Source organism: Nitrospirales bacterium, assembly GCA_031315865.1.
In the GTDB taxonomy this organism is placed as follows: domain Bacteria; phylum Nitrospirota; class Nitrospiria; order Nitrospirales; family UBA8639; genus JAGQKC01.
In genome coordinates, this window is sequence record JALDRJ010000002.1 from 2546760 (window position 1) to 2569506 (window position 22747).

Here is a 22747-nt window from a genome sequence, read left to right on the forward strand (position 1 = left end):
AATCATGATGGCGTCTCTGACAAAAAAGTATCGTCATAAGATCAAGAGTGTCGATGGGTTAAAGAGAGCTATTGGACCGCGGCCCCGTCGAAAAAAAGTCATTATGTGTCATGGAGTCTTTGATGTGGTTCATCCGGGTCACCTTCGTCATCTCATTTATGCGAAAAGCAAAGCGTCTGTGCTAATTGCGAGCCTTACCGCAGATGTTCATATTTCCAAAGGGCAGCATCGCCCTTACGTCCCCCAAGACTTACGAGCGTTAAATTTAGCGGCTTTTGAAATAGTTGACTATGTCCTTATTGATTCTGAGCCAACTCCGATTGATAACATCCTTCGTCTCCAACCTGATTTTTTCGCAAAAGGCTATGAGTATAATGCCAAGGGAGTGCATCCGAAAACTGAGGAGGAAGTTGAAGCGCTTCGTTCGTATGGAGGGAGTATGATTTTTACTCCTGGAGATGTGGTGTATTCGTCTACCAAACTCATTGATCTGGCTCCACCTCGGATTAATATCGAAAAACTTTTGACCCTTATGGAAGCTGAGAAAGTCACATTTGATGCGCTTAGAAAGAGTTTGGATAGCTTTCGGGGAAGACGCGTCCATGTCGTGGGAGACACGATTGTGGATAGCTACACGCAAACCGCCATGGTTGGAGGTCAGACCAAGACGCCAACGATGAGTGTCTTATTTGAAGGTCGAACTGACTACATTGGTGGTGCGGGGATTGTGGCAAAACATCTACGAGCAGCTGGGGGTAAAGTTATTTTTTCTACGATATTAGGAGATGACTTTCTCAAAGATTTTGTTTTAGACGGGGTAAAGCGTAGCGGAATAGACTGTTGTCCGATCATTGATTCGACCAGGCCGACGACGAATAAAAATGCGATAGTTGCGGAAGGTTATCGGTTACTCAAAGTGGATACCGTCGACAACAGATCTATCTCGGATGAAATCGTAGAACAGTTGGCAGACACAATTTCTCGTACCTCGTGTGACGCGGTCGTATTTAGTGATTTTCGTCACGGAATTTTTAATCGACGTACCATTCCTAGACTTATTGATGCACTTCCGAAAGAAGCCTATCGTGTGGCCGATAGCCAAGTGGCCAGTCGGTGGGGCAATATCACGGAATTCCAAAACTTTGACTTGATCACGCCAAATGAACGAGAAGCCAGATTTGCCTTGGCAGATCAAGATTCCGGCGTGCGATTTTTGGCCGCCCGCCTGTATCAAGATGCACAATGTAAATTGTTAATCTTGAAGCTTGGAGATCGGGGCGTGCTGACGTGCCGAGGAGGAAATCATGAAGCATTAGATTCATATTTTGTCGTGGATAGTTTTGTAGAACGTTTAGTTGATGCCGTTGGAGCAGGGGATGCGTTGTTGGCCTATGCCACGCTGGCGATGGTTGCGACCAAATCAGAGACGATTGCTACCATCTTGGGGTCGATGGCCGCAGCTTGTGAATGTGAAAAAGATGGCAACGTTCCAATAACGCCTGAAGATGTGATGGTGAAAATTGATTTGGCTGAACGCGAGGCTCATTTCGCGTGAGTGCAATCAAAGCTGCGATGCGATCCATAGTCGTTGGATTAGGCGTACAGGGCCATAAACGCCGACAGTTTGCCAAAGACGATTTTGTTGTGGCCGTTGATCCTGTCAATTCTGAGGCGGAGTATCGAACGGTCGAAGAAGTTCCTCTTTCTCTCTACGATGCGGCGTTAGTCTGTATACCGGATGAACCGAAAATTGACGTCCTTTCCTATCTCATTCGAAATCAGAAACATGTGCTGGTTGAAAAACCCCTATGGGCAAAAGACGATGTATTCATTCAGGAGCTCGATTGTCTTGCAAAACGCAACGGTGTGGTGTGCTACACGGCTTATAATCATCGTTTTGAACCTCATTTTGTTCGGCTGCGCAATATCATAGATTCGGGAGTGCTTGGCCCCCTTTTTCATTGTCGTATGTTCTATGGAAATGGAACGGCGCGGCTTGTCAAAGAGTCGCGGTGGCGGGACCAGGGGGCTGGCGTGCTACCTGATCTTGGTTCCCATCTGCTAGATACGATTAAGTTTTGGTTTGGTGATCCCGGAGGGACGTTTTATGTGCAATCGGTCAACTGTTTTGAAAATCAGGCCCCAGATCATGTGATTGTGCGATCGAACAACACCATTCCACAAATTGAACTAGAAATGACCTTGCTTAGTTGGCGCAACCATTTTACGTGTGACCTGTTTGCAGAGAAGGGCAGCGCGCACATTCGTTCATTATGCAAATGGGGTCCGACGACATGTACGGTTCGGACGAGGGTCTTGCCCAGTGGTCGACCACCAGAAGAATCAGTCACATTGACACAAGATGACCCCACTTGGGAACTCGAGTACGAGTATTTTAAGTCGTTGTGTCACAAGAAGAAGCCCACCGACTTATCTACTGATATCTGGCTCAATCATATGTTGGGGAAACTCGGAAGTGAAGCTCTAGAAAAATTGGGTATACCATGAAACCGACCATTGGATACATTGGCATGACGCATTTGGGCGTGAACTCCGCTGCGGCATCAGCGGCGCATGGGTTCAATACTGTGTGTTTCGATCCTGCCACTCGCCTGATCGATCAATTAAATGCTGGTCAAGTCCATGTCGTTGAGCCAGGATTGTCAGAGTTGCTTGAATTGCATCGAGCAAATCTCACCTATACTGCGGATCCGACTGCTATTCGGAAATGCGAGGTCGTGTATATCTCGGCCGATGTAGCGACGGATGACCAAGGGCAAAGCGATTTATCCGAGATCGATCAACTCATTGCGCTGACTATTCCATGTCTTTCTCCAACTGCAACTCTCGTGATCTTATGCCAGGTACCTCCAGGATATTCTGACAAGGTCCCCCTGCCCAAATATCAGTTGTATTATCAGGTTGAAACGCTCATCTTTGGCTGCGCTGTCGAGCGAGCGATGTATCCGGAACGGTTTATTATTGGTTGTCATCAACCACAGGATCGACTACCCCAGGCCTATCGAGTGTTTTTGGAATCGTTCAACTGCCCAATTCTCCAGATGCGGTATTCCAGCGCTGAATTAGCGAAAATTTCGATTAATTGTTGTCTTGTTTCTATGGTGAGCGTGGCGAATACTCTCTCGGAACTCTGTGAGAACATCGAGGCAGATTGGAGTGAGATCGTCCCAGCCTTAAAGCTTGACAAGCGGATTGGCCCCCATGCCTACTTGAAGCCGGGTCTTGGGATTGCCGGCGGAAATTTAGAACGAGACCTGGCCACGGTCTGTCGTCTCTCTGGTAATTTTGGTACCGATACAACCGTTGTACGAAGCTGGATCCATAATAGTCAATATCGACGAGATTGGGTGCTTCGAACATTACAGGCTGAAGTCCTGCAGCAGGATCCTGATGCGCACGCGGCCATCCTTGGACTGGCATACAAAGAAAACACTCACTCGATTAAGAATTCACCGTCGATTCATTTACTCAGGCATATTGGTCATCTAACGGTGAAGGTCTTTGATCCCGTTGTCTCGGTTTCTCAGCTGGAACATCCTCGCATGACCAAAACGGCTTCGGCGTTTGAAGCCATACACGACGCGGATGTGGTGATGATCATGACGCCTTGGCAAGAGTTTCACGTTCTGGATCCCGTTCAGATGGCCGAAGCGATGTCTGGACGGACGGTGATCGATCCTTTTCAAGTCTTGGATGCGGACGCTTGCTTCAAGGCTGGCTTAAATTATTTCACACTTGGTCGTGAGCCACGACGTGTCGTTCCTGGACCAGTGGAGGTCCAAAAAACTCTTTATGCTTGAACATCTTTATGCGCATCCAGTCATGCCTCAACGGGTCGTGGTGATCGGCGCTGGGGGGTTTGTCGGAGGAGCCATCATCAAACAATTAACGGTTGAAGGGGTATCGGTTTTGCCGATCGGGCGGTCGACCGTCGATTTACTTGCAAATGATGCCGCGCAAAAACTTCGTGAAACTTTACAGCCGGGCGACAGTGTCGTTCTCGTCTCAGCACAAGCCCCGGCCAAGACGGTCACGATGTTAATGGATAATCTACGGATGATTGAACCGGTGTGCAAAGTTGTAAGTTCTCTGGAAATGGCTCATCTTCTGTATATCAGTTCTGATGCGGTGTATGCGGATGAGGCGAATCCGGTAGACGAAGATTCCTCGATGGCCCCGACGACTCTTCATGGCATGATGCACGCTGCCCGTGAGTTGATGTTGAAGTCGTCAACCGCTGCGCCTGTGGCTTGCCTTCGGCCCACGCTAATCTATGGGAAAGCGGATCCTCACAACGGATATGGTCCGAATCGATTTCGGCGGCAGGCAGAGAAAGGCGAACCTATTCAGATTTTTGGTGAAGGCGAAGAACAGCGAGACCACGTCTTAGTTGATGATGTCGCCAAGCTTGCATCACTCACACTGGCGCACCGCAGTAAGGGCTCCTTAAATGTGGTGACTGGAGTATCCACTTCTTTTTCTGATATCGCGACGATGATTGCCAAGCAGTATGGAGGTTGTGTGGTCAGTCAGCCTCGCCCCGGACCTCGACCGCATCTTCTGCATCGATTTTTTAATACAGCAAATTGTCTAAAGGCATTTCCCACGTTTCGGTTTACATCATTGGCAGACGGGCTTCTTCAAGTTTCTTAGAACAGGTGAAGTGGCGTCATCATGGCAGAAATTAATCTACTAGAAAAGTTGCCAAACACGAAGCGCAATATACAAAAGCGTCAAGATGCACAGACATCTGAAAATATCGCGATTGCTCGTGAGTATGGAGCGCAGTATTTTGATGGTCCACGAGAATTAGGATATGGAGGGTATCGATATGATGGTCGGTGGATTCCTGTAGCTGAAGACATGGTGAAACACTTTGGGCTCAAGGCTGGAGACCGAGTTCTTGATGTGGGGTGCGCAAAAGGATTTTTAGTCAAGGATCTTATGAAGGTCTGCCCGGGATTAGATGTGTTTGGCATCGATATCTCTGAGTACGCGTTGATGCATTGTGAGCCTGAAATTATAGGCCGGCTTCATTTGGGTAATGCAAAACGACTTCCCTTTCCTGACAAAAGTTTTGATGCGGTCATTTCGCTCAATACGATTCATAACCTGGATCGAACTGAAGCCGTCACGGCCATTGCAGAGATAGAGCGATTGGCGCCAGGGAGAGGATTTATTCAGGTCGATTCGTATCGGACAGCGGAGCAGCGGGAGATTTTTCTTTCTTGGGTGCTGACGGCCAAGTTTCATGATTATCCTGATGGGTGGATTTCAGTATTTCAGGAGGCGAATTTTACGGGAGATTGGAACTGGACAATAGTGGAGTAAGCAGTATTTTTTGAAGGTTTATTTGGAGAGACATTTATGAAAACGTATGCGGTTCTTGGAGGAGGTGGATCATTCGGCATTCATACGGCTTTGTACTTAATGGAGCAGGCTGATGTCAAAAAAGTAATTGGAATTGGTCGGAATCCCTTGAGGCCAGAGCCGTTTTCCTTAAACGTTGAGAAACATCCAAAGTATTCCTATCATGCCTATCATGTCACGTACGAATTAGATCTCTTGTTAGAATTACTCGATAAGGAGAAGCCGGAAGTAATCGTCAATTATGCTGCGCAAGGAGAGGGCGCTGTTTCCTGGAAACACTCGTGGCGATTTTTTGAAACCAATTCCATGGGCCTCGCTCGGCTTGCGGAGGAACTCATGAAACGGTCCTGGCTTGAACGATTTATTCAGATTGGCACATCGGAGATGTACGGGTCGGTGACACACGCCACGAAAGAAGACGAACCAATCAAGCCGACGAGTCCGTATGCTGCATCGAAAGTGGCCTTCGATATGTACTTAATGTCTGTGCATAAATTTTTAAAATTTCCGATGAACATCATTCGACCGTCGAATGCGTATTGTCCAGGACAGTTGCTGCACCGTGTTGTTCCACGAGCTGTGATTAGTGGCCTGTTAAAGAAAAAGTTACCGCTTCATGGGGGAGGAAAAGCAGAAAAATCCTACATTCACGCACGCGACTTAGGCCGAGCGATTCACTTGGTTTCTGAAAAAGCTCCACTGGGAACAACCTACAATGCGGGTCCGCTTCAACCAACGGCCATTCGGACGTTAGTGGAAAAAACAGCGAATGCTTTGGACATGAAGTTCGACGAACTTTGTGAAGTGACCGAAGATCGACTTGGGCAGGACTCGCGCTATTGGTTAGATTCCGGCGCTATTAAGCGAGATGTAGGATGGGAAGCCGAAATCGATCTTGATGAAGGTCTTCGAGAAATGGTGGCCTGGGGAAGAAAATACCTCGATCAACTGAAAAATTGGCCAATGGATTATGTGTTGAGAGGATGACGTTATGACTAGTGTACAAACGGCCCATGATTCTGTGTTAGACACGTTTGATGTCTCGACGGCTCGTAAGCGGTGTTTGATGTATCGACGGCGAATCCTTGAAATTTCACAACAAGTGACGGCTTTACACGTCGCCCCTGCATTTTCTTGTCTTGAGATGGTTGATGTGATTTATCATCAACTGATGCGGCCTGACTCTCAAGCGGGTCAGCTGGTTTACCGTGATAGTTTTCTTATGTCGAAGGGCCACGGATGTCTCTCGCAATACGTCGTATTAGAAGATATTGGTGTGCTGTCCCGAACAGATCTCGAAGAATATTGTACTCCGATTGGACAATTAGGCGCCCATCCTGATTATGGAGTTCCGGGCATTGAAGCTTCCACAGGTTCACTTGGTCATGGTATGGGGATTGCGACTGGCATGGCGTATGCTGATCAAATTAAAGATGATGATCGCTCGACCTTCGTTTTGATCTCGGATGGTGAGTTACAAGAAGGCTCAACGTGGGAAGCGATGATGATGGCTGCCAATTTAAAATTACGAAACCTTGTTGCCTTCGTCGATCTCAACGACTTTGGTGGACTTGCTCGCATGAGCGATGGACATCCGGCTTTTTATCCAGTTTTGGACAAGATTCGTGCCTTTGGTTGGGAAGCGGTCGAAGTCAATGGACACGATAGTGCATCTATCGTGCAAGCGGTGAAAAGTCGTACTGGAAAGCAACCATATATGCTGGTTGGGAAAACCGTGAAGGGCAAGGGAGTGTCATTTATGGAGCATATTCCCATTTGGCATTATCGCTCTCCCAATCCAGAAGAGTATGCCCAGGCATTATCCGAGCTTGCAGAGGTCAGTGAATGAGAAACACATTTGCGAGTACCTTTTATGAGGCAGGGAAAAAAGATGCTCGTTTGTCGGTGGTCGTCGCGGATATTTCTCCGGCGGGATCCATACAAAAATTTCGCGAAGATTTTCCTGCCCGGTTTGTGAATACTGGAGTATCCGAGCAAATTATGATTGGCATGTGTGCGGGAATGGCGTTAAGAGGTCTTCGTCCGTTTGCGTATACCATTGCTACATTTACCTTATTTCGTCCATTTGAGTTTGTTCGAGACGACCTGTGTTATCAAAATCTTCCTGTCACGATCGTCGGCATTGGAGGAGGTGTGACCTATTCCACCTTGGGGAGTACGCATCATGCAATGGAAGATGTCGCAGTGGCAGGTGCGATTCCCAATATGTCCATCATTGCTCCCTGTGATCCGGAAGAAACCCGGGCAGCGACTCTCTGGTGCACGGAGCAGACGCGAGGTCCTGTATATTTGCGGCTTGGAAAAGCAGGAGAGCCTGACTTTACATCGCACGTGAGCGATCCATGGGAATTCGGAAAAATTCGATTTCTACAAAAAGGCCATGATGTCTGTATCCTTTGCTATGGGCCAATCATGAAGTTAGCGTTTCAATTGGCTCAAGCTTTTGAGAAGCAAGGAAAAACCGTCTCAGTTGTGTCGGTTCATACAGTAAAGCCATTAGACCGAACGGGACTCACCTCCGTACTAGCTGAACACAATCAGGTGATTGTACTTGAGGAATGTGTGCCTCGTGGGGGATTGGGGGGGCAGGTCAAAGAGCTTGCTTGGGAACAACAAGCACGGTGCCGCCTTGATACCTTTTCCCTTCGTGACGAATTCCTTCATTGTTATGGGACACATGCCGATTTACTCAAAGAGCATGGCTTAGAGCTTCACAGCATTTCAACTCGCTTAGGGCTTGTATGACAAGCCCAAGTTCCTCTCCCATTATCCTTACGAACACAAAGCTTGCGATGTATGGTGGCTCTCCAGTTCGGGTCACACCGATGCCTCCTCGCTATGCGCTTGGCGAGGAAGAGAAGGCGATGATTGAGCAAGTGCTTGCCTATTACCGTGATCGAAAAGTTGACCCAGGTTATCAAGGTCCATTTGAAAAACTTTACACTGACGAATTCGTTGCGATGATGGATGGAGGCTATGCCGATGCAGTAGCTACAGGCACCGCAGCATTATTTGTTGCCATCGCGGCTCTAGAATTGGCCAAGGGAAGTGAGGTGTTGGTCTCGCCCATCACAGACCCAGGGACCATTAGTGCGATCATCTTGAATGGACTCACGCCACGCCTTATGGATAGCAAGCAAGGAGAATACAATATCGGGGTCGACCAGTTTCTTGAACGCGTTACCCCCGCAACTAAAGCTGTAGTCCTCGTCCATGCTGTTGGTCGGGCGTGTGAAGTGGACAAAATTGTCCCAGAAGCGCGTAACAGAAATATTCGCGTGCTCGAAGATTGTAGCCAGGCTCATGGAGCAAAAATCTTCGGTCGTCCAGTAGGTACGTTTGGCGATATTGCCGCATTCTCCACAATGTACAGGAAGGCCCATATGACTGGGGCTTCCGGTGGTGTGGTGTATTCAAGAGATCTCGAACGATTTCGTCTTGCATTGGCGTATGCAGATCGAGGCAAGCCGCGCTGGCGTAAAGACTATGATGATCGAAACCCTAAAGGGTTTTTATTTCCAGCGTTAAATCTCCACACGGATGAAATTTCATGTGGTATTGGACTCGCTTCCTTGAAACGTCTTTCACATACTATGATGAGGCGTCTCTCATTTGTCGCCGATATTTCGGCGAAATTGCTCGAGAGCTCGAAAGTATGCCGACCCTATGGATATTCCCCAACTGATTCTCCCTTTACCTACCCAATTTTTGTAGACGAAAACTTCATTGATGTGAGTAAGATCGAATTCGCTTCAGCCGTGGAAAAAGAGGGAATTGGTCTCAGCCCGCATTATGAATATCTTGTTTCAGACTGGCCATGGGTGCATTCGTATTTGTCAGACGAATTCGTACCGATCAATGCGAAGCGGGTTCGTGATCAAACCTTTAATCTCTACCTGAATGAGAATTATGGAACACAAGAGGTTGAGGATATCGCGACTGCCATTTGCAAAGTGGAGCGTTACTTTACAAGGTAAGAGGGTTGCAAGAGTTTCGTGCGCAAGGCAGTCGCAATCAACTCATTAATGCGGGGCTTATCGTTATATCCGAATTTTGGGGATCTTGATCATCGTGTTTGCGAAGGTACAGATCGATCCGATACGAACTTCGGTGAATTTACATAGCTTTCAAAAGAAGGAGTACTTATTTGACTTGGACGAGATTTTAGAATTTAAACCACGAGCTAATGTGCATATGACTGCCATGCTGGATCATCACGATTCGATATATATATACAGATGATCGAGGAGGAAGAGTTGATTGGTTGTCTACTGAGTCGATGAACGTTAAATTTAACTTCGTCAATCTTCGTAAGCGATTTATCGCAATGAAGCAAGCGGAGAAGGAGTTATTGTTGCCAGGAGAGACATATGAAGGCACAAATTCATCAAGTCATAACCCAAGAAATTAAGCATCAGCTGTGAGTAAAGTGTTCAAGTCGAAACTCGGCGAATGATGGTTCCGTGGTGGCGTAAGGCGACAGTCGTAGTTCCTCGGTGTTTGTGTATTAATCGTAGGGTGTAAATTTTTGTTTAACATAACATGGCAGGGGATTATCCCTGTTTTTGGTTAGGGCATTGGTTGTTCAAGTCTCGTAGAGTTTTCTATATTCGTTGCCATTTCGTAAAATTCATGTTCCAGGACATCCAGTGTATCATCCTTCCAGACTAATCTCTGGAAACGTGTAGCAAACGGCAATTGTCCTCCGATTGTAAAGCCAATTTTAGAGATAATTTCTTCTGTCGTTTGTGGTACGGACGGGGTCACGATCTTAAAGATGAGGAGTCTCGTCCTTCTGTTGAGTGCACTCATGAATAAAGGGCCATTATTAATTCCTAGATTCAAGAAACTGCTTTCATAGAGCGACATTCGTAGCCATACGTTCCATGAAGCTTCCCGAAACACCTCGAATGCAGTCAGTGCTGGAGGAAGGGGATCTAATGTCCGTTCCGTATCAAGGATGAACACAGGGAAGAATTGTGTGGAGTCGAGACGGTTCGCAAATTCTATCCATGCGTGTATGTTGCTGTTTCGTGCTTTCATGAATGAGTAATCGCGCAGGGTAATCGTGATTAATTTTCGGCCAGATAGACGAGCGGTCAACCATTGTGTCACATAGCGTATCCCCTGGGCAGGACTTCGAAGGCATCCCGCTTCTTGGGCAAATGGAGAGTCAGGATTGATGTTCAAGAGTTCTGATGGGTGATGCGAGATTGGTAAATGTGGTTCGTAGAGTTCCGGGTAGATGTGAGACCCCGCCCTGGTTCGGTATTGATGCACATGTTGACGTGAGGGGAGGAGCGTATATCCTGCGAATGAAGGGACGAATGTCAAGATTGGCAACACGATGTTATGCAGTCGCCATCGTCTCGTTTCCGTGTCCACGGCGGATTCATACAGGGCCCGTTCCTCTCGAAAGCCATCATAGTTGCCGGGAACGATCACGAAGTGGATGTTCTCGAGACCTGCGTGACGTCGTGCGAGTTCTGCAGACGCAACAAACCAACTGACGTCGTATGTCACTGGAGCGACTTGAAGGTCGTAAAAAGCATAGAGTGTGTTATTGTTCATCATAAGGTCCGGATGATATTTCCGTGAAAGGTGTCGAGTGGGCCACAATGTAGCTCCAATGAGTTGCCGACATATTTTATGCACCGAACGTCCTTGTGACGTGTGTGGTGTGCGGTAGCGAAGTCTTCGCAGAAGCCACTGCAAACCTTCGGATCGTACGGTATCAATAAGGCTTGTGAGTTCGGTTTTGCTGGATCGAGCGTGTGAAGAATCTTGTTGCTGCATACATTGTGCTGAACATTTTGTGCAGGAACGTGCCGTATGGCGTGGGTAAAGATGTGTCAGGTCAAGGTTATTGTCGATAATTGAGACTAGCAATCCGAAGATGCCTTGTCAAAGATTTCATGTGTCATACTGTCCTTGAAGAGCTTCCGCGAGTACCTAAGTGATCGTGATAAGTTGGGGAGTGTCGTGCAACGCAGGGGAGCGTAGAAGATGACTAAGTCTCAAGTGGTTTCGACATCATCCCATGATCTTCCTGATGGAACGATTGTCTCGAATGAAAATATTCCTCCATTCTATTTTGTCGTGGTGTTTTGGGGTAAGCAATTTGCTCGATACTTGACTCGCTATTGTTTGCCGAGTTTACTGTCGACCAAAAACCTTCCTGCTCTGGGGGCGATGTCGCAGCATAAGTTTCTCTTTTGCACGACGAAGGAAGATTGGAATTCTCTTACGCAGACGACTATTTTTCTGCGACTACAAAAGCATATTACCCCTCACTTTATCGAAATTCCTCCTGCCCCACCTGAGAAGTCTGGCTGCGAGCACATGGGCGTAGGCCATAAGCTCGCAGCGCAACTGGCTTTTCAGGACCGAGCCTGTGGTGTGTTTCTCACACCGGATCTCATGGTCTCTGATGGGACGGTTTTGTCATTGCTCAGATGTGCCAAAGCTGGCTATAAAGTCGTGTTAACGGCAGCGCTTCGGTTTAGTGAGGAGTCATGGTTTGAGCAACTTAAGGGGTTTGGTTATCTTATGGATGAAGAGAGCCAGGATGCGTGTGATTCTCCTTTAACCTTGACAAGTCGACAAATGGTTCAAGCAGGAATCCAAAGCTTCCATAGTCAAACTCTACGCTACGAGTGGGAAGCGCCTTATTTTTCCAGCTTTCCTTGTGCTTGCTGGTGGCGAGTGCCTGGCGAGGATGGACTTGTTCTACATTCTCTCAGTTGGGCTCCATTTTTATGCGACTATTCGGCAATCTCGACGCATGATACGAGTGTGTTCGATGTCTGGACCTTAGATGGAGACTATATTCATCAAAATTTTAAACAATCAGAGGATATTTATGTTGTGACCGATTCGGATGAAATGATGCTCGTGAGTTGGGCTCCATCAGAAGATCGTGCTCAATCCACTCGGCCGAACCCTATTAAAGGTCTTCCAGTAGTAGGAAAATGGGTCAAGGGCGGGATTCTTAGAGCAGCCATGCTTAGCGGAATATTTGACGAATTAAAACAGCGGATTTTTTTCTTGCCCGTGAGATGGCATGCGAAAGAACTCACTGCAAATTGGGAAGTGACGGAACGACGGGCCCAGCAGACTTTGCAACACTACCTGTGGGATTGTAGGTCTGACTTGCCTGAGTCCGATGCAGGGTGTTACCCAAAATCGCATAAGACCTCAAAGACTTTCAACGAACATGTTCGCTACTATAGTTTTCTCCCGATGGTGACAATTGGACGTCTATGGATGATTCTGTCTGATCTTTATATGTTCAGGCGACGACTCACTTGGAAACTGGGGTTGGCTATGCGTGGAGACTCAGAAGTTTGGGGAAGAATCTTTCGACGTGTGGGGATTATTTGGAAGACGCTTCGCGGAGTGCCAATCAGGAACTTGTAGGACACGCTGCAAAACGTAAGTTTTCCCCTCTATCGCTGTGCACCAATTGTATGATCTTCAAGAACAGGCAAGCTGAATTTTCCGGAAGGCATTGTCGTGAGGAAATCATCTACTCTTATGCGATACCGGGAGCAAGCATTGAGGACCCCCTTTTCTGGGAAAACAAATTAGGATAGCGTCAGAATTTCTGAGAGCTTATCTTCATATTAAGGAGTACGATGATTGTACTTGGACTACATGGTGGCGTCACAATCGGACAACATGAGCCCTCCGCTGCGTTAGCGGTCAATGGAAAAATTGTGGCCTTGTGTGAAGAGGAACGTTATCTTCGGATAAAGTCTTGTTATGGGTATCTGCCACATCGAGCCATCAAAAAATGCCTCGAACAAGCCAATATCAAATGGGAGGATATTGATCTGATAGTGACCCCGGGTGTGACCTACGATGACTTTGCGTCTCGATGGCGAGATTACTTACGCCATATGTTTGGCTCTTGTCCGCGCCTAGAACTCATTCATCACCAAGAGGCTCATGTCGCCGCAGCATTCTACGCATCAGGTTTAGATGAAGCTGTATGTCTCTCGCTTGATGCGGCAGGTGATGGGGCATGTGGAATATTTGCCCATGCCAGTAAGAAAGATGGCATCAAGGTTTTACAAACACTTCCAACAAAGACATCGCTCGGGTTTTTCTACACACTCATGACCTATTACCTAGGTTTTGAGGAAGGAGATGAGTATAAAGTGATGGGGCTTGCACCCTATGGAAGGCCGACAGTTGATCTCTCCAAAGTTTTGCATCCAGTGCCAGGAGGTTGGGAATTTGACTGGTCGTTTGTTAGAAGTGAGCCGACTCCCAAGTCTCCGTTTGAGCCCTTGTATTCAAAACATTTGGTTGATCTACTGGGGCGTGCGAATCGTCGGCCAGATGAACCTGTAGATGATTTTCACCGAAATGTCGCACGTAGCGCGCAATGGGTGATGGAAGAATGTCTTGTCAGCACCATATCGGAACTGCGTCGTCAGGTTCCGGATGTTCGTCATCTTTGTTTCGCAGGGGGAGTCGCGCTTAATTGTTCTGCCAACCATAGACTACTCAAAGAGAGTCAATTTGAGACAATTTATGTCCCACCCGTTGCCTCAGACAGAGGATTAGCGATGGGATGTGCCTATTCCGGAGCAGTCATGCTAGGGGATTCCCCCTGGCAACTATGGGATCCTTATCTTGGGTCAAGCTACTCGAATGATCTCATTCGTAACGAGTTAGAAGCGAATGGCTGCAAATATGAGGAGATAGATGATCCGACAGAAGTCGGAGCAGAATTGTTGGCTCAGGGAAATATCTTGGGGTGGTACCAGGGACGATCAGAATGTGGTGCTCGTGCATTGGGCAATCGTTCTATCATATCTAATTGTGGATCAACTGAAATCCGGGATCTTGTCAATGCTCGTATCAAGTACCGCGAAGAATTTCGTCCTTTTGCACCTTCTGTCCTACAAGAACATGTTTCCACCTGGTTTGAGACTCACGGTTATGAAGACTTTCCTTACATGACGTTCACCTTGGATGCCAATCAGGAAAAGGCTGCGAATATTGCCGCGGTCGTCCACGTCGATGGAACTGCGCGTGTTCAAACCGTGCGCAGTTCCAATAATGAAATCTATCATCAGCTGATTCAACGTTACAGTCAGCAATCTAACGTCCCAGTCATTTTGAATACGAGCTTTAACTTGAAAGGACAACCTATTGTGGAGTCGCCTCGGGATGCGCTTATGACATTTTATGGTTGTGGTCTAGATGCTTTGGTGATGAATAACTTTGTCGTTCGTAAGTAACGACATGTGTAGTGATGGACTTATTGGCCAAAGTGTATAAACGGCTAGGAACCCCATCCGATGGTGTGGTCCTTGTCCATAGTGCATTTAAGCAGTTTGCGCGAGATGGCTATCGGGCTCCAATTGTGTTGAGATCTCTCGTCGAGTACTTTGAGCGAGGGACGCTCTTGATGCCAACGATGTCATGGCGGTACGTGAATGCCGCGAATCCACTGTTTGATGAGCTCGACACTCCATCTAATACGGGGATCTTGACAGAATTGTTTCGCACCGAATATGCCGATGTTCGTAGCCTTCATCCTACACATTCTGTTGCTGGTCGAGGAAAGATGGCCAGGACCTTGGTGCAAACACATCATTATGATGAAACTCCCTGTTCAAGTCGAAGCCCCTTTGGTCTGCTTTCACGACATGATGCGTGGGTGCTGATGCTGGGGATATCGATGGATTGTTGTACGTTGGTCCATTTTGGCGAAGAGTCGGTTGCTCCCGAACTCTATCTTCGGCCGTCTGATCAACGAGAAACGTATTCTTGTCGAGATCGAAAGGGGCAAGTATTCGAAGTCACTTTGCGACGGCATCGATTCCTGCCTCGCGATTATTTTCAGTTTCAAGATCAGCTTGCCGGAGAAGGGAAACTTCAGGTTGCCAGGATAGGGAATACGACCTGTCGGGCGTTTCGTGCTGTCGATATGGTACGCATAGTCACAGAGGCATTAAAACAATCACCTGATGCTATTCTTGCAAAACCAGGACAACGATACCGAATGATGTAAAGTCTGAGCATGAACCGCGTTAATCTTCACGGTGTCAGCCGTTGCAGAATATGGGAGATCAAAAGTTTCATGGTATGTATAAGAGCGTCGAGTGTCTAAACAACGGTTAAAATCTCTTCGACTCAGTGTTGGGAATGCCGTCGCGGGAATTATCCAGTTAGAGGATGGGCGTTACTTACTCCAACATCGGGATAATGTGCCGCACATTTGGTATCCGGATTGTTGGGGGTGTTTCGGTGGGGCTGCCCAAGAAGCCGAAGCGCCACTGGATACCTTACGTCGAGAACTTTTTGAGGAGCTGGAACTTGTACCTGAACAGGTGAGCTATTTTTCACGATTTGATTTCGACCTAGACCCAATAGGTTTAAAGAGCTATTATCGAATCTATTACACAATTTTGATAACGGAAGTCCAAGTCAGTCGTCTTGTTTTGCACGAGGGACAAAAAGTTGAAGCCTTTGCCGGTAAGGTAGTTTTTGAGCAGTTAGCCTTAGTGCCGTACGATGCATTCGCGCTATTTCTTCATTTTTCCAAAGATCGCATTGATGGAGAAGGAATTACGGATAAAAATCCGTGAGTTCAGAAAATCTCGGCCTGTGCAGGTCACGTTCAAGGATGGTCACTTGTTCTGAGGTGATCGGCCACGTAATCGCCAAATCCGGGTCGTCCCACGCAAGCCCCCGGGCGTACCTTGGAGCGAAGGGCGCTCCGAGTTTAAACATGACCTCTGTTTCTGGAGCTAATGTACAATAACAGTGGGCGAATCCTACGGGAATGAATATATGATTCCAATTGTCGGATGAGAGCTCTACGGCTACATGAGTGCCGAACGTTGGAGAGCTCTGCCGGAGATCAAGGTTTACGTCCAAGATACGTCCATGCAGAACTTGAATGAATTTCGCTTGTCCGTAGGGAGGGAGCTGATAATGAAATCCCCTCATGGTTCCTTGTTTAGGTGAGACGCAATGATTTTCATGAATAATGTCAAAATCGATACCTAATTCTTGGAAAAATAGTTTGTTGTAACTTGGCGAGACATGACCGCGGGTGTCGAGTCTGGGGGAAGACTTGAAGATTTTTAATTCTGGGATGTTTAAAGACTGAACATCGAGTCGCTCGATGATGATGTCCTCATCCTCACCAGATCTCTGTTCATTGTTCATGTGTATCCCGTTTGACTGATGCATGGGTAAATATAAAGGAATCACCCCTTACAGAGAAAGATCTCATGAAACATACTGCACCTTCTACCACATGGCTGTCTGAATTGGAATCACTGAAGCGAGTTGACGATATCCGAGCGAGGCTTGCGGAACGTTATCCAACGTTTTGTTCACACGTCTTGAAAGAGGTTATTATTTTAGGGGCAGCCGAAGAGGGCGAGCGCTTACTTGAATTATGTGTAGCTCATGGAATTGTGGTGCGAGCAATTGTTGATGATAATCCTGAGCGACAGGGGCGACAACTGATGGGGCATGTCGTGGCGTCAGTTGATTCTCTTGAGAATGTACGCCGAGAGATTCCCGTCATCATCGCTTCACATCGTGTGTTGAAGGCGCATGAACGCATGAAGTGCATGGGGTTTTCGTCTGTCGCCCCCTTCGCGCTATTAGAAGTCCTTGATTCCATCAGGTTTCCTCCGCATATGTTCTATGCTCGTTTACTTGAGGACCTTGTCGATCATCGAGAGCGATATTTGGCGTTACGGAATTGTTTTTTTGATGAACGGTCATTTGATGTTCTTGATGCCATTATTGGATATCGTTTGACATTAGATCCCGAAATCCTTGCTCCCATTATTGAATGGGACCTGTATGCCCCTAGTCATCTTATTGAGTATGGAGATGAGGAAGTGTATGTGGATGGAGGATCATACGATGGCGATACGATTCGACTATTTCTCGATAGAGTGCAGGGCAAATGTGCCCGTGTGATTGCCTTTGAGCCAGATCGAGGAACATATGATCGTTTGAAGGCCAATTTTTCAGACAATGCGAAAGTTGAAACAGTCAACGCAGGTCTTCATCGGTGTGCTGGTACATTGCGCTTTGATAATGCAGGTACTCGTGGTTCTATTTTTTCAGATGTGGGTCAATTTGAAATCCCTGTCGTGGGGCTTGATGAGACGCTCAACGGCGATCGAGTGACATTTCTTAAGATGAACATTGAAGGTTCTGAATGTGAAGCCCTGCGTGGTGCACAAGAGTCGATTCGACGATGGAGACCGAAACTTGCTATTTCTGTCTATCACAATCCTTTTGACTTGTGGCAGATCCCAGAGGAGATTCGCAATATCCACGCAGGTTATAAGTTTTATCTACGTCAGCATGATGGCGGTATCATTGAGACGGTGTTATATGCTCTTCCAACTGCATAGTCGTAGGAAACGTGTATAGGGGAGAGTAGTGCGGTCAACGTATGAATTGAATGAGTCGTGAATCAAACACTTTTTTGATAGATGAGTAAGGAGGCAGTATGCGCGATTGGACGAATGCAGAATGGGTTGATCCGAAGTTGGCTTGGAACCCATCACCTGTACCTGAATTGCCAGGTCGTGTTTTGCTTGATTTAGCCACTGACTGCAATTTGCGATGCCCCATGTGTCCCGTGTGGGGATCGGAAGATGACGAGGCCATTGACACGGTCACAGGTGTGATGGATGTAGCTGCTTCACGTAAATTGCTTGATGAAATGATGATGGCTAAGCCTTTGATACAACCGAATATGTACGGTGAGCCTCTGTTGGCTCCAAACCTTCGCGAACAAATAGCCGATATGAAATCCCGCGGAATGGCGGTTGCGATGAATACCAACGGGTTGACATTGAATGAAAGCCTCGCTGAATTTTTTGTAGAGCAACAGGTTGATTCGGTGATGTTTAGTATAGATGCGGCAACTCGTGAGACCTTACGTAAGATTCGGGGAATCGATAAACTAGAAAATCTTGATGCGGCCGTTTTTCGATTGATGAAGATGCGTGGCGATGCCGACTATCCCAGAGTTGGTGTGTCGTTCACCATCCAGGATGGGAACCGGCATGAGGTCGATACGTTTGTGGCTCGATGGGTAGGAGTAGTCGACGTCGTGAGAATGGGCCTAATCTTTGAAAATGGAACATTTCCTGGCATGGAAACACCAGCCGAACGTCTTCCCTGTCCTGCCATTTATAATACCTTGCCTGTGCATAATGACGGTCACGTCACCATATGCTGTTTAGATGGATTTAAAACGACCAATATGGGGAACGTGTTTGAAACGAGCGTCTCTGAAGTCTGGGATGGGGAGGAATTCGCGAAAGCACGGTACTATCATGAAACTGGACAATGGGAGAAAGTGCCCTTCTGTCAGCCGTGCAATGGCTGGGCACAATATTCATTTCACGAGGAAGTCCGAGATGGTCTCCTAATCAGAACCTCACCTCAGTACACGTACTATAATAAGATCACTCGATTGAAAAATTGGCAAGGCAATCTGTTAGGTGGTCATAACGAACCGTCAAAGGATCTCGTAGGAGTCGGGAATAACGAGACTTCGGTTTTGTGACTGTTCTCATCAGAATTCGCGATCCTGTCACCCTCTAAGTGTCGGGTCCTCTTTTTCGATCGGTCGAATCGAAAGGTGAGTAACCCTGCATTTTCTATGCTGTCACTAATTCCCCAGTCTCTAGCTTGACTCCCATAATTCCTTATTGTGAACGATGGTGCCCCCAATAGACTTGAACATTTTTTTATCTGGGGACAGCAATTGGCCTTGTTCTCACTTTTGAAAACCATGAGTGTCAACTTTGTGTAGAAAGTAAAATTATGCAACCACAGTATGGTGTCGTTTTACGAGATCTGGTCGTCGGTGTTTTGGATTGGAGGATGTGGGGACGATTGGGATGGTTAGAGATCAAGCGACGCTATCGCCGAACTTTAATTGGACCATTCTGGACCACCCTGTCTCTTGGCATTTTCATCATGGCTCTTGGCATTGTATGGGCCCATCTCTGGAAACAAGAGCCTAAAGTCTATTTGCCGTTTTTATGTTCTGGATTTCTCGTCTGGGTGATGGTGTCAAGCATTATGACAGAAGGTGCGGCTGTGTTCTTTGCCGCGGAGGGAATCATCAAACAGTTACGCTTCCCGTATTCGATACTCGTCTGTTCCGTCGTGTGGAGAAATGTATTGGTATTTTTTCATAACCTCTTCATTTACGTGTTGGTTGGATTGTATGCCGGTGTCAACGTAACCTGGGCGACTCTCCTGGTAATTCCGGGTTTGTTTTTTGTCATATCAAGTGGATTATGGGTCGTGATTATGCTTGGTCTTGCCTGTTCTCGATATCGAGATATCCAACAGGTGGTTTCAAGCATTTTGCAACTCTCGATGTTTGTGACACCGATCTTTTGGACACCGGATCAACTCGGTGAACGCTTTGGGGCTTTTGTAGACTTTAACCTGTTGTACCATTTTGTCGATATCGTACGATCACCACTCTTAGGTCGTGCACCAACCCTTTGGAGTTGGATGTTCGTGTTGGTCGTCACGATCATCGGTTGGGCGATTACGCTTTTTGTGTATAGTCGATTTCGTCGACGGATACCTTACTGGGTGTAACAAGGAGGTTTCAACGTTGGCTTCTTTGGTTCTCGACAATGTAACGGTAGACTTCCCTATTTATGGGTCACAGAAAACCTTTCGCCATGCCTTGTTTGAAAAGACCACTGGAGGGTTGATTCGACGAGATGGCAGTACGAATAAGCGAGTGACGGTTCGGGCGTTAGAAAACATTTCTATAAAGCTTGTGCATGGAGACCGGCTTGGTATAGTGGGACATAATGGTGCGGGAAAATCGACCCTCTTACGGGTATGTGCTGGGGTGTATGAGCCATCTCAAGGGAGAGTGATTATTGATGGAAAGGTCTCGCCCCTCTTCAGTACATCTCCTGGACTCGATGGCGATGACTCGGGATATGAAAACATCATGACCTGTGGTATGTATCTTGGGATGACACCCGAGGAAATTGTACGAAAGACACCAGAGATTGAAAAATTTTCAGAACTTGGCGATTATCTATCTTTGCCTGTTCGCACGTATTCCACTGGAATGCTCGTTCGGTTAGGATTTGGCATCGCGACATCGATTGATCCGGAAATTTTATTGCTGGATGAAGGACTTGGAGCGGGGGATGCACGTTTTGCCGACCGTGCGAAAGAACGGGTCGACGCGCTGGTTGAGCGATCAAGTATCCTGGTTCTGGCTTCTCATTCGGATGCGTTAGTGAAAACGATGTGCAATAAGGCCGTGCTCTTACAGGGAGGACGCATTCTGGCTTCTGGAGGAGTGGACGAAGTGATTGAAGAGTATCACGCTATGAATCAGGGCACTGGTTAGGGATAGTGCTGTCATCGATCATTGCGGAAGGATTGGGGTTCATGGAGGAATCACGATGAGTGCCTTACGTCCGTTTTACTTTACCGTGGTGTTTTGGGGAGAAGAACACCGAGCCTATTTTACAGATCTGCTCCTCGCCTCCTTACTTTCTCCCAATAATATTCCTGCCCTCAATAAACACCGAAACAGTAAGTTTCTCATCGTCACCACCAGGCAAGATTGGGAGCAGTTACAGAGTCACACTCTCTTTCTCCGGCTACGTGACTATATCGAACCAGTGTTCTTTGAAATGGCTTTTCCTACGAAACACGACTCAAAAATGTTGATCATGTCTCAGGGGCATAAACAAGTGGCCATGCGCGCGTACGAGGACAAAGCCTATGGAGTCTTTGTCACGCCAGACCTGATTTTGTCCGATGGTTCGGTTGCTGCTATGGAACGCTTAGCTGAACAAGGGAAGAAGGTCGTGTTATGTGTGGCGATTCGCTTTGCTCAAGAGACGTTGCTTGCCGCAATGAAAACTGAGGGATTTTATGCAGCTCGAAAGCCACTTGAGATTTCATCGCGAGACCTGATGCGGCTGGCATTGGCGCATTTACACACCGAAACTCTTCGCTATGAGTTTGACGCATCGTATTTCGCCGATACCCCAATTTCTGTCTATTGGTGGGCATCAAAGGCGGAAGCCATGATTATCTATAGCTTCAGTTGGGCGCCATTGGTCGTCGACTATGGCGCACTTCACCGACATGATACGAAGACGTTTGAAAAATGGACCTTGGATGGAGATTACATCTACCGAAACTTTCCAGAGGCCAACGATGTGTACGTGATCACAGATAGTGATGAGATCTCGTTAGTCAGCTTCACGAAAGAGTCCGAACTGCATTTTGAACTGACTCCTGACAAAAGGATGGAAGACTATGGAATCTTTAACCAGGTTTACAAAGTCTCGTTGATGCGTTCTCTGAAAGACAGTGACGTGATGGATCCACTCAAACGTGAAATTTTCTCTCAACCAGTAATGCTTCACTCGACTCAAATGAGAGAGGAGTGGGGTCGAACAATAGAAATGGCGAATTCTTTCATCACGCAGGCGTGTCGCTCCCCTACCTTGCAAGAGCAGTTTATGATGGATGTTGTTGAGCAGTCAGCAAGTAGCAAGTTTTCTCAAAGGGTACTAAATGATTTGCAAGATTGCTCGCAACAGGATGTCTTCCGTCTTTCAAGGGGGCGATACTTTTTCTTGTGGCTATGTGTGATACGGCCAAGACGGTGGCTGTTGAAGACTGGCCATGGCATTGGACAATTTACCGGATATTATCGAGTGTACTGGATCTGGCGCTATCGTCGTTTTGTGTGGTGGCGATTAAAGGAAAAGCTCGGCCTCGTCGAAGAACGAGGGTTCGATTGGCAACAAGGAGGGTGGGAAGCTCCAGGTGTGAGTCCAGTCTGTCCGGTGTTTACGATCAAATGGATCTATCGATACCGTCGTTTTGTGTGGTGGCGGTTAAAGGAAAAGCTCGGCCTCGTCAAAGAACGAGGGTTCGATTGGCAGCAAGGAGGGTGGGAAGCTCCAGGCGTGAGTCCAGTCTGTCCATTATTCACAGTACGATGGATGTGGAACAATCGACGGATGTTGTGGAAAGAAAAAAGAAATTTTCTCAGAGTACTGAAGAACAAAGAATCCACGGGCTTGGAGGTTGATGAGCATCATATAGTGTGTAATTCTTCACAACATAATGAAGGCAAACTAGAAGCAAAATTTGGAGTTCCGCAAACCCCCATTTCTGTTTCTTTTGTCGAATCGAATACTACATCTCGATTAAGAACGACCAAATCGGCTTCATCAGTGACGAAAGAGACGAATGTTTATGATCGATAGGTGATTCGTGCTATTGGCCCATACGCAGTCTGAGTCTCTCGTTC

At 47.1% G+C, this 22747-nt stretch carries 20 protein-coding genes; 18 read left to right on the top strand and 2 right to left on the bottom strand.

Translation table 11 applies throughout. The annotated features are described in order from the left end of the window. Positions 1-4: 4 nt before the first annotated feature. The 9 genes from MRJ96_11605 to MRJ96_11645 are packed head-to-tail and all read left to right on the top strand — an operon-like array spanning position 5 to position 9389. Complete coding sequence (locus MRJ96_11605) at positions 5-1555, top strand: PfkB family carbohydrate kinase (GenBank protein ID MDR4502085.1); 1551 nt, start codon at positions 5-7, stop codon at positions 1553-1555. After that, a complete protein-coding gene (locus tag MRJ96_11610; protein ID MDR4502086.1) occupies positions 1552-2508 on the top strand; it encodes a Gfo/Idh/MocA family oxidoreductase in 957 nt (318 codons plus the stop codon). Before MRJ96_11605 ends, MRJ96_11610 begins: the two co-directional genes overlap by 4 nt. Continuing rightward, a complete protein-coding gene (locus MRJ96_11615; GenBank protein ID MDR4502087.1) occupies positions 2505-3821 on the top strand; it encodes a nucleotide sugar dehydrogenase in 1317 nt (438 codons plus the stop codon). The genes MRJ96_11610 and MRJ96_11615 overlap by 4 nt, the downstream gene beginning before the upstream one ends. After that, a complete protein-coding gene (locus tag MRJ96_11620) occupies positions 3814-4674 on the top strand; it encodes an NAD(P)-dependent oxidoreductase (protein MDR4502088.1) in 861 nt (286 codons plus the stop codon). Before MRJ96_11615 ends, MRJ96_11620 begins: the two co-directional genes overlap by 8 nt. Positions 4675-4695: 21 nt before the next feature. Next, a complete protein-coding gene (locus MRJ96_11625) occupies positions 4696-5352 on the top strand; it encodes a class I SAM-dependent methyltransferase (GenBank protein MDR4502089.1) in 657 nt (218 codons plus the stop codon). Positions 5353-5388: 36 nt separating this feature from the next. Further along, a complete protein-coding gene (locus MRJ96_11630; protein MDR4502090.1) occupies positions 5389-6378 on the top strand; it encodes a GDP-mannose 4,6-dehydratase in 990 nt (329 codons plus the stop codon). A gap of 4 nt (positions 6379-6382) precedes the next feature. Next, positions 6383-7240: a transketolase gene (locus tag MRJ96_11635; protein MDR4502091.1), complete on the top strand. Its 858-nt coding sequence runs from the start codon at positions 6383-6385 to the stop codon at positions 7238-7240. Then, positions 7237-8157, top strand: a complete 921-nt coding sequence (locus tag MRJ96_11640; GenBank protein ID MDR4502092.1) for a hypothetical protein — start codon at positions 7237-7239, stop codon at positions 8155-8157. Before MRJ96_11635 ends, MRJ96_11640 begins: the two co-directional genes overlap by 4 nt. Then, positions 8154-9389 (top strand): DegT/DnrJ/EryC1/StrS family aminotransferase, encoded by a 1236-nt coding sequence (locus MRJ96_11645; GenBank protein MDR4502093.1) that lies wholly within the window; start codon positions 8154-8156, stop codon positions 9387-9389. Before MRJ96_11640 ends, MRJ96_11645 begins: the two co-directional genes overlap by 4 nt. A 592-nt stretch (positions 9390-9981) precedes the next feature. Here MRJ96_11645 and MRJ96_11650 read toward each other — a convergent pair. Next, positions 9982-11067, bottom strand: a complete 1086-nt coding sequence (locus tag MRJ96_11650; GenBank protein MDR4502094.1) for a hypothetical protein — start codon at positions 11065-11067, stop codon at positions 9982-9984. 351 nt (positions 11068-11418) lie between these two features. Here MRJ96_11650 and MRJ96_11655 point away from each other — a divergent pair, with 351 nt between their 5' ends. The 4 genes from MRJ96_11655 (at position 11419) to MRJ96_11670 (ending at position 16019) form a co-directional block, all read left to right on the top strand. Next, positions 11419-12831 (top strand): hypothetical protein, encoded by a 1413-nt coding sequence (locus MRJ96_11655; protein ID MDR4502095.1) that lies wholly within the window; start codon positions 11419-11421, stop codon positions 12829-12831. A gap of 218 nt (positions 12832-13049) precedes the next feature. Further along, on the top strand, positions 13050-14666 hold the full coding sequence (locus MRJ96_11660; GenBank protein MDR4502096.1) for a hypothetical protein: 1617 nt from the start codon (positions 13050-13052) through the stop codon (positions 14664-14666). A 14-nt stretch (positions 14667-14680) separates the two neighbouring features. Then, positions 14681-15442 carry an AAC(3) family N-acetyltransferase gene (locus MRJ96_11665; GenBank protein MDR4502097.1) on the top strand — a complete coding sequence of 254 codons (762 nt, stop codon included), beginning with the start codon at positions 14681-14683 and terminating at the stop codon, positions 15440-15442. A 91-nt stretch (positions 15443-15533) separates the two neighbouring features. Next, positions 15534-16019: an NUDIX domain-containing protein gene (locus MRJ96_11670; protein ID MDR4502098.1), complete on the top strand. Its 486-nt coding sequence runs from the start codon at positions 15534-15536 to the stop codon at positions 16017-16019. On the opposite strand, the gene MRJ96_11675 is transcribed toward MRJ96_11670, so the two are convergent. Further along, the gene (locus MRJ96_11675; protein MDR4502099.1) at positions 16000-16605 is read right to left on the bottom strand and encodes a dTDP-4-dehydrorhamnose 3,5-epimerase family protein; all 606 of its coding nucleotides are present in this window, start codon (positions 16603-16605) and stop codon (positions 16000-16002) included. The genes MRJ96_11670 and MRJ96_11675 overlap by 20 nt on opposite strands. A gap of 65 nt (positions 16606-16670) precedes the next feature. Here MRJ96_11675 and MRJ96_11680 point away from each other — a divergent pair, with 65 nt between their 5' ends. From MRJ96_11680 to MRJ96_11700, 5 genes are all read left to right on the top strand, one after another. Continuing rightward, positions 16671-17819 (top strand): FkbM family methyltransferase, encoded by a 1149-nt coding sequence (locus MRJ96_11680; protein ID MDR4502100.1) that lies wholly within the window; start codon positions 16671-16673, stop codon positions 17817-17819. A 98-nt stretch (positions 17820-17917) separates the two neighbouring features. Then, entirely contained in the window at positions 17918-18985 is a 1068-nt protein-coding gene (locus tag MRJ96_11685) for an SPASM domain-containing protein (GenBank protein MDR4502101.1), read from the top strand. Between the two features lie 260 nt (positions 18986-19245). Then, positions 19246-20040 carry an ABC transporter permease gene (locus tag MRJ96_11690; protein MDR4502102.1) on the top strand — a complete coding sequence of 265 codons (795 nt, stop codon included), beginning with the start codon at positions 19246-19248 and terminating at the stop codon, positions 20038-20040. A 16-nt stretch (positions 20041-20056) separates the two neighbouring features. Then, positions 20057-20818, top strand: a complete 762-nt coding sequence (locus MRJ96_11695) for an ABC transporter ATP-binding protein (protein ID MDR4502103.1) — start codon at positions 20057-20059, stop codon at positions 20816-20818. 55 nt (positions 20819-20873) lie between these two features. Beyond that, positions 20874-22703: a hypothetical protein gene (locus tag MRJ96_11700; protein MDR4502104.1), complete on the top strand. Its 1830-nt coding sequence runs from the start codon at positions 20874-20876 to the stop codon at positions 22701-22703. The last annotated feature ends 44 nt before the right edge of the window (positions 22704-22747 follow it).

Coding starts and splice junctions, on each gene's coding strand:
- MRJ96_11615 (MDR4502087.1), top strand. CDS start 2,505: ATGAAACCGACCATTGGATACATTGGCATGACGCATTTGGGCGTGAAC.
- MRJ96_11605 (MDR4502085.1), top strand. CDS start 5: ATGATGGCGTCTCTGACAAAAAAGTATCGTCATAAGATCAAGAGTGTC.
- MRJ96_11625 (MDR4502089.1), top strand. CDS start 4,696: ATGGCAGAAATTAATCTACTAGAAAAGTTGCCAAACACGAAGCGCAAT.
- MRJ96_11700 (MDR4502104.1), top strand. CDS start 20,874: ATGAGTGCCTTACGTCCGTTTTACTTTACCGTGGTGTTTTGGGGAGAA.
- MRJ96_11660 (MDR4502096.1), top strand. CDS start 13,050: ATGATTGTACTTGGACTACATGGTGGCGTCACAATCGGACAACATGAG.
- MRJ96_11630 (MDR4502090.1), top strand. CDS start 5,389: ATGAAAACGTATGCGGTTCTTGGAGGAGGTGGATCATTCGGCATTCAT.
- MRJ96_11665 (MDR4502097.1), top strand. CDS start 14,681: ATGGACTTATTGGCCAAAGTGTATAAACGGCTAGGAACCCCATCCGAT.
- MRJ96_11690 (MDR4502102.1), top strand. CDS start 19,246: ATGCAACCACAGTATGGTGTCGTTTTACGAGATCTGGTCGTCGGTGTT.
- MRJ96_11655 (MDR4502095.1), top strand. CDS start 11,419: ATGACTAAGTCTCAAGTGGTTTCGACATCATCCCATGATCTTCCTGAT.
- MRJ96_11685 (MDR4502101.1), top strand. CDS start 17,918: ATGCGCGATTGGACGAATGCAGAATGGGTTGATCCGAAGTTGGCTTGG.
- MRJ96_11635 (MDR4502091.1), top strand. CDS start 6,383: ATGACTAGTGTACAAACGGCCCATGATTCTGTGTTAGACACGTTTGAT.
- MRJ96_11640 (MDR4502092.1), top strand. CDS start 7,237: ATGAGAAACACATTTGCGAGTACCTTTTATGAGGCAGGGAAAAAAGAT.
- MRJ96_11645 (MDR4502093.1), top strand. CDS start 8,154: ATGACAAGCCCAAGTTCCTCTCCCATTATCCTTACGAACACAAAGCTT.
- MRJ96_11675 (MDR4502099.1), bottom strand. CDS start 16,605: ATGAACAATGAACAGAGATCTGGTGAGGATGAGGACATCATCATCGAG.
- MRJ96_11680 (MDR4502100.1), top strand. CDS start 16,671: ATGAAACATACTGCACCTTCTACCACATGGCTGTCTGAATTGGAATCA.
- MRJ96_11620 (MDR4502088.1), top strand. CDS start 3,814: ATGCTTGAACATCTTTATGCGCATCCAGTCATGCCTCAACGGGTCGTG.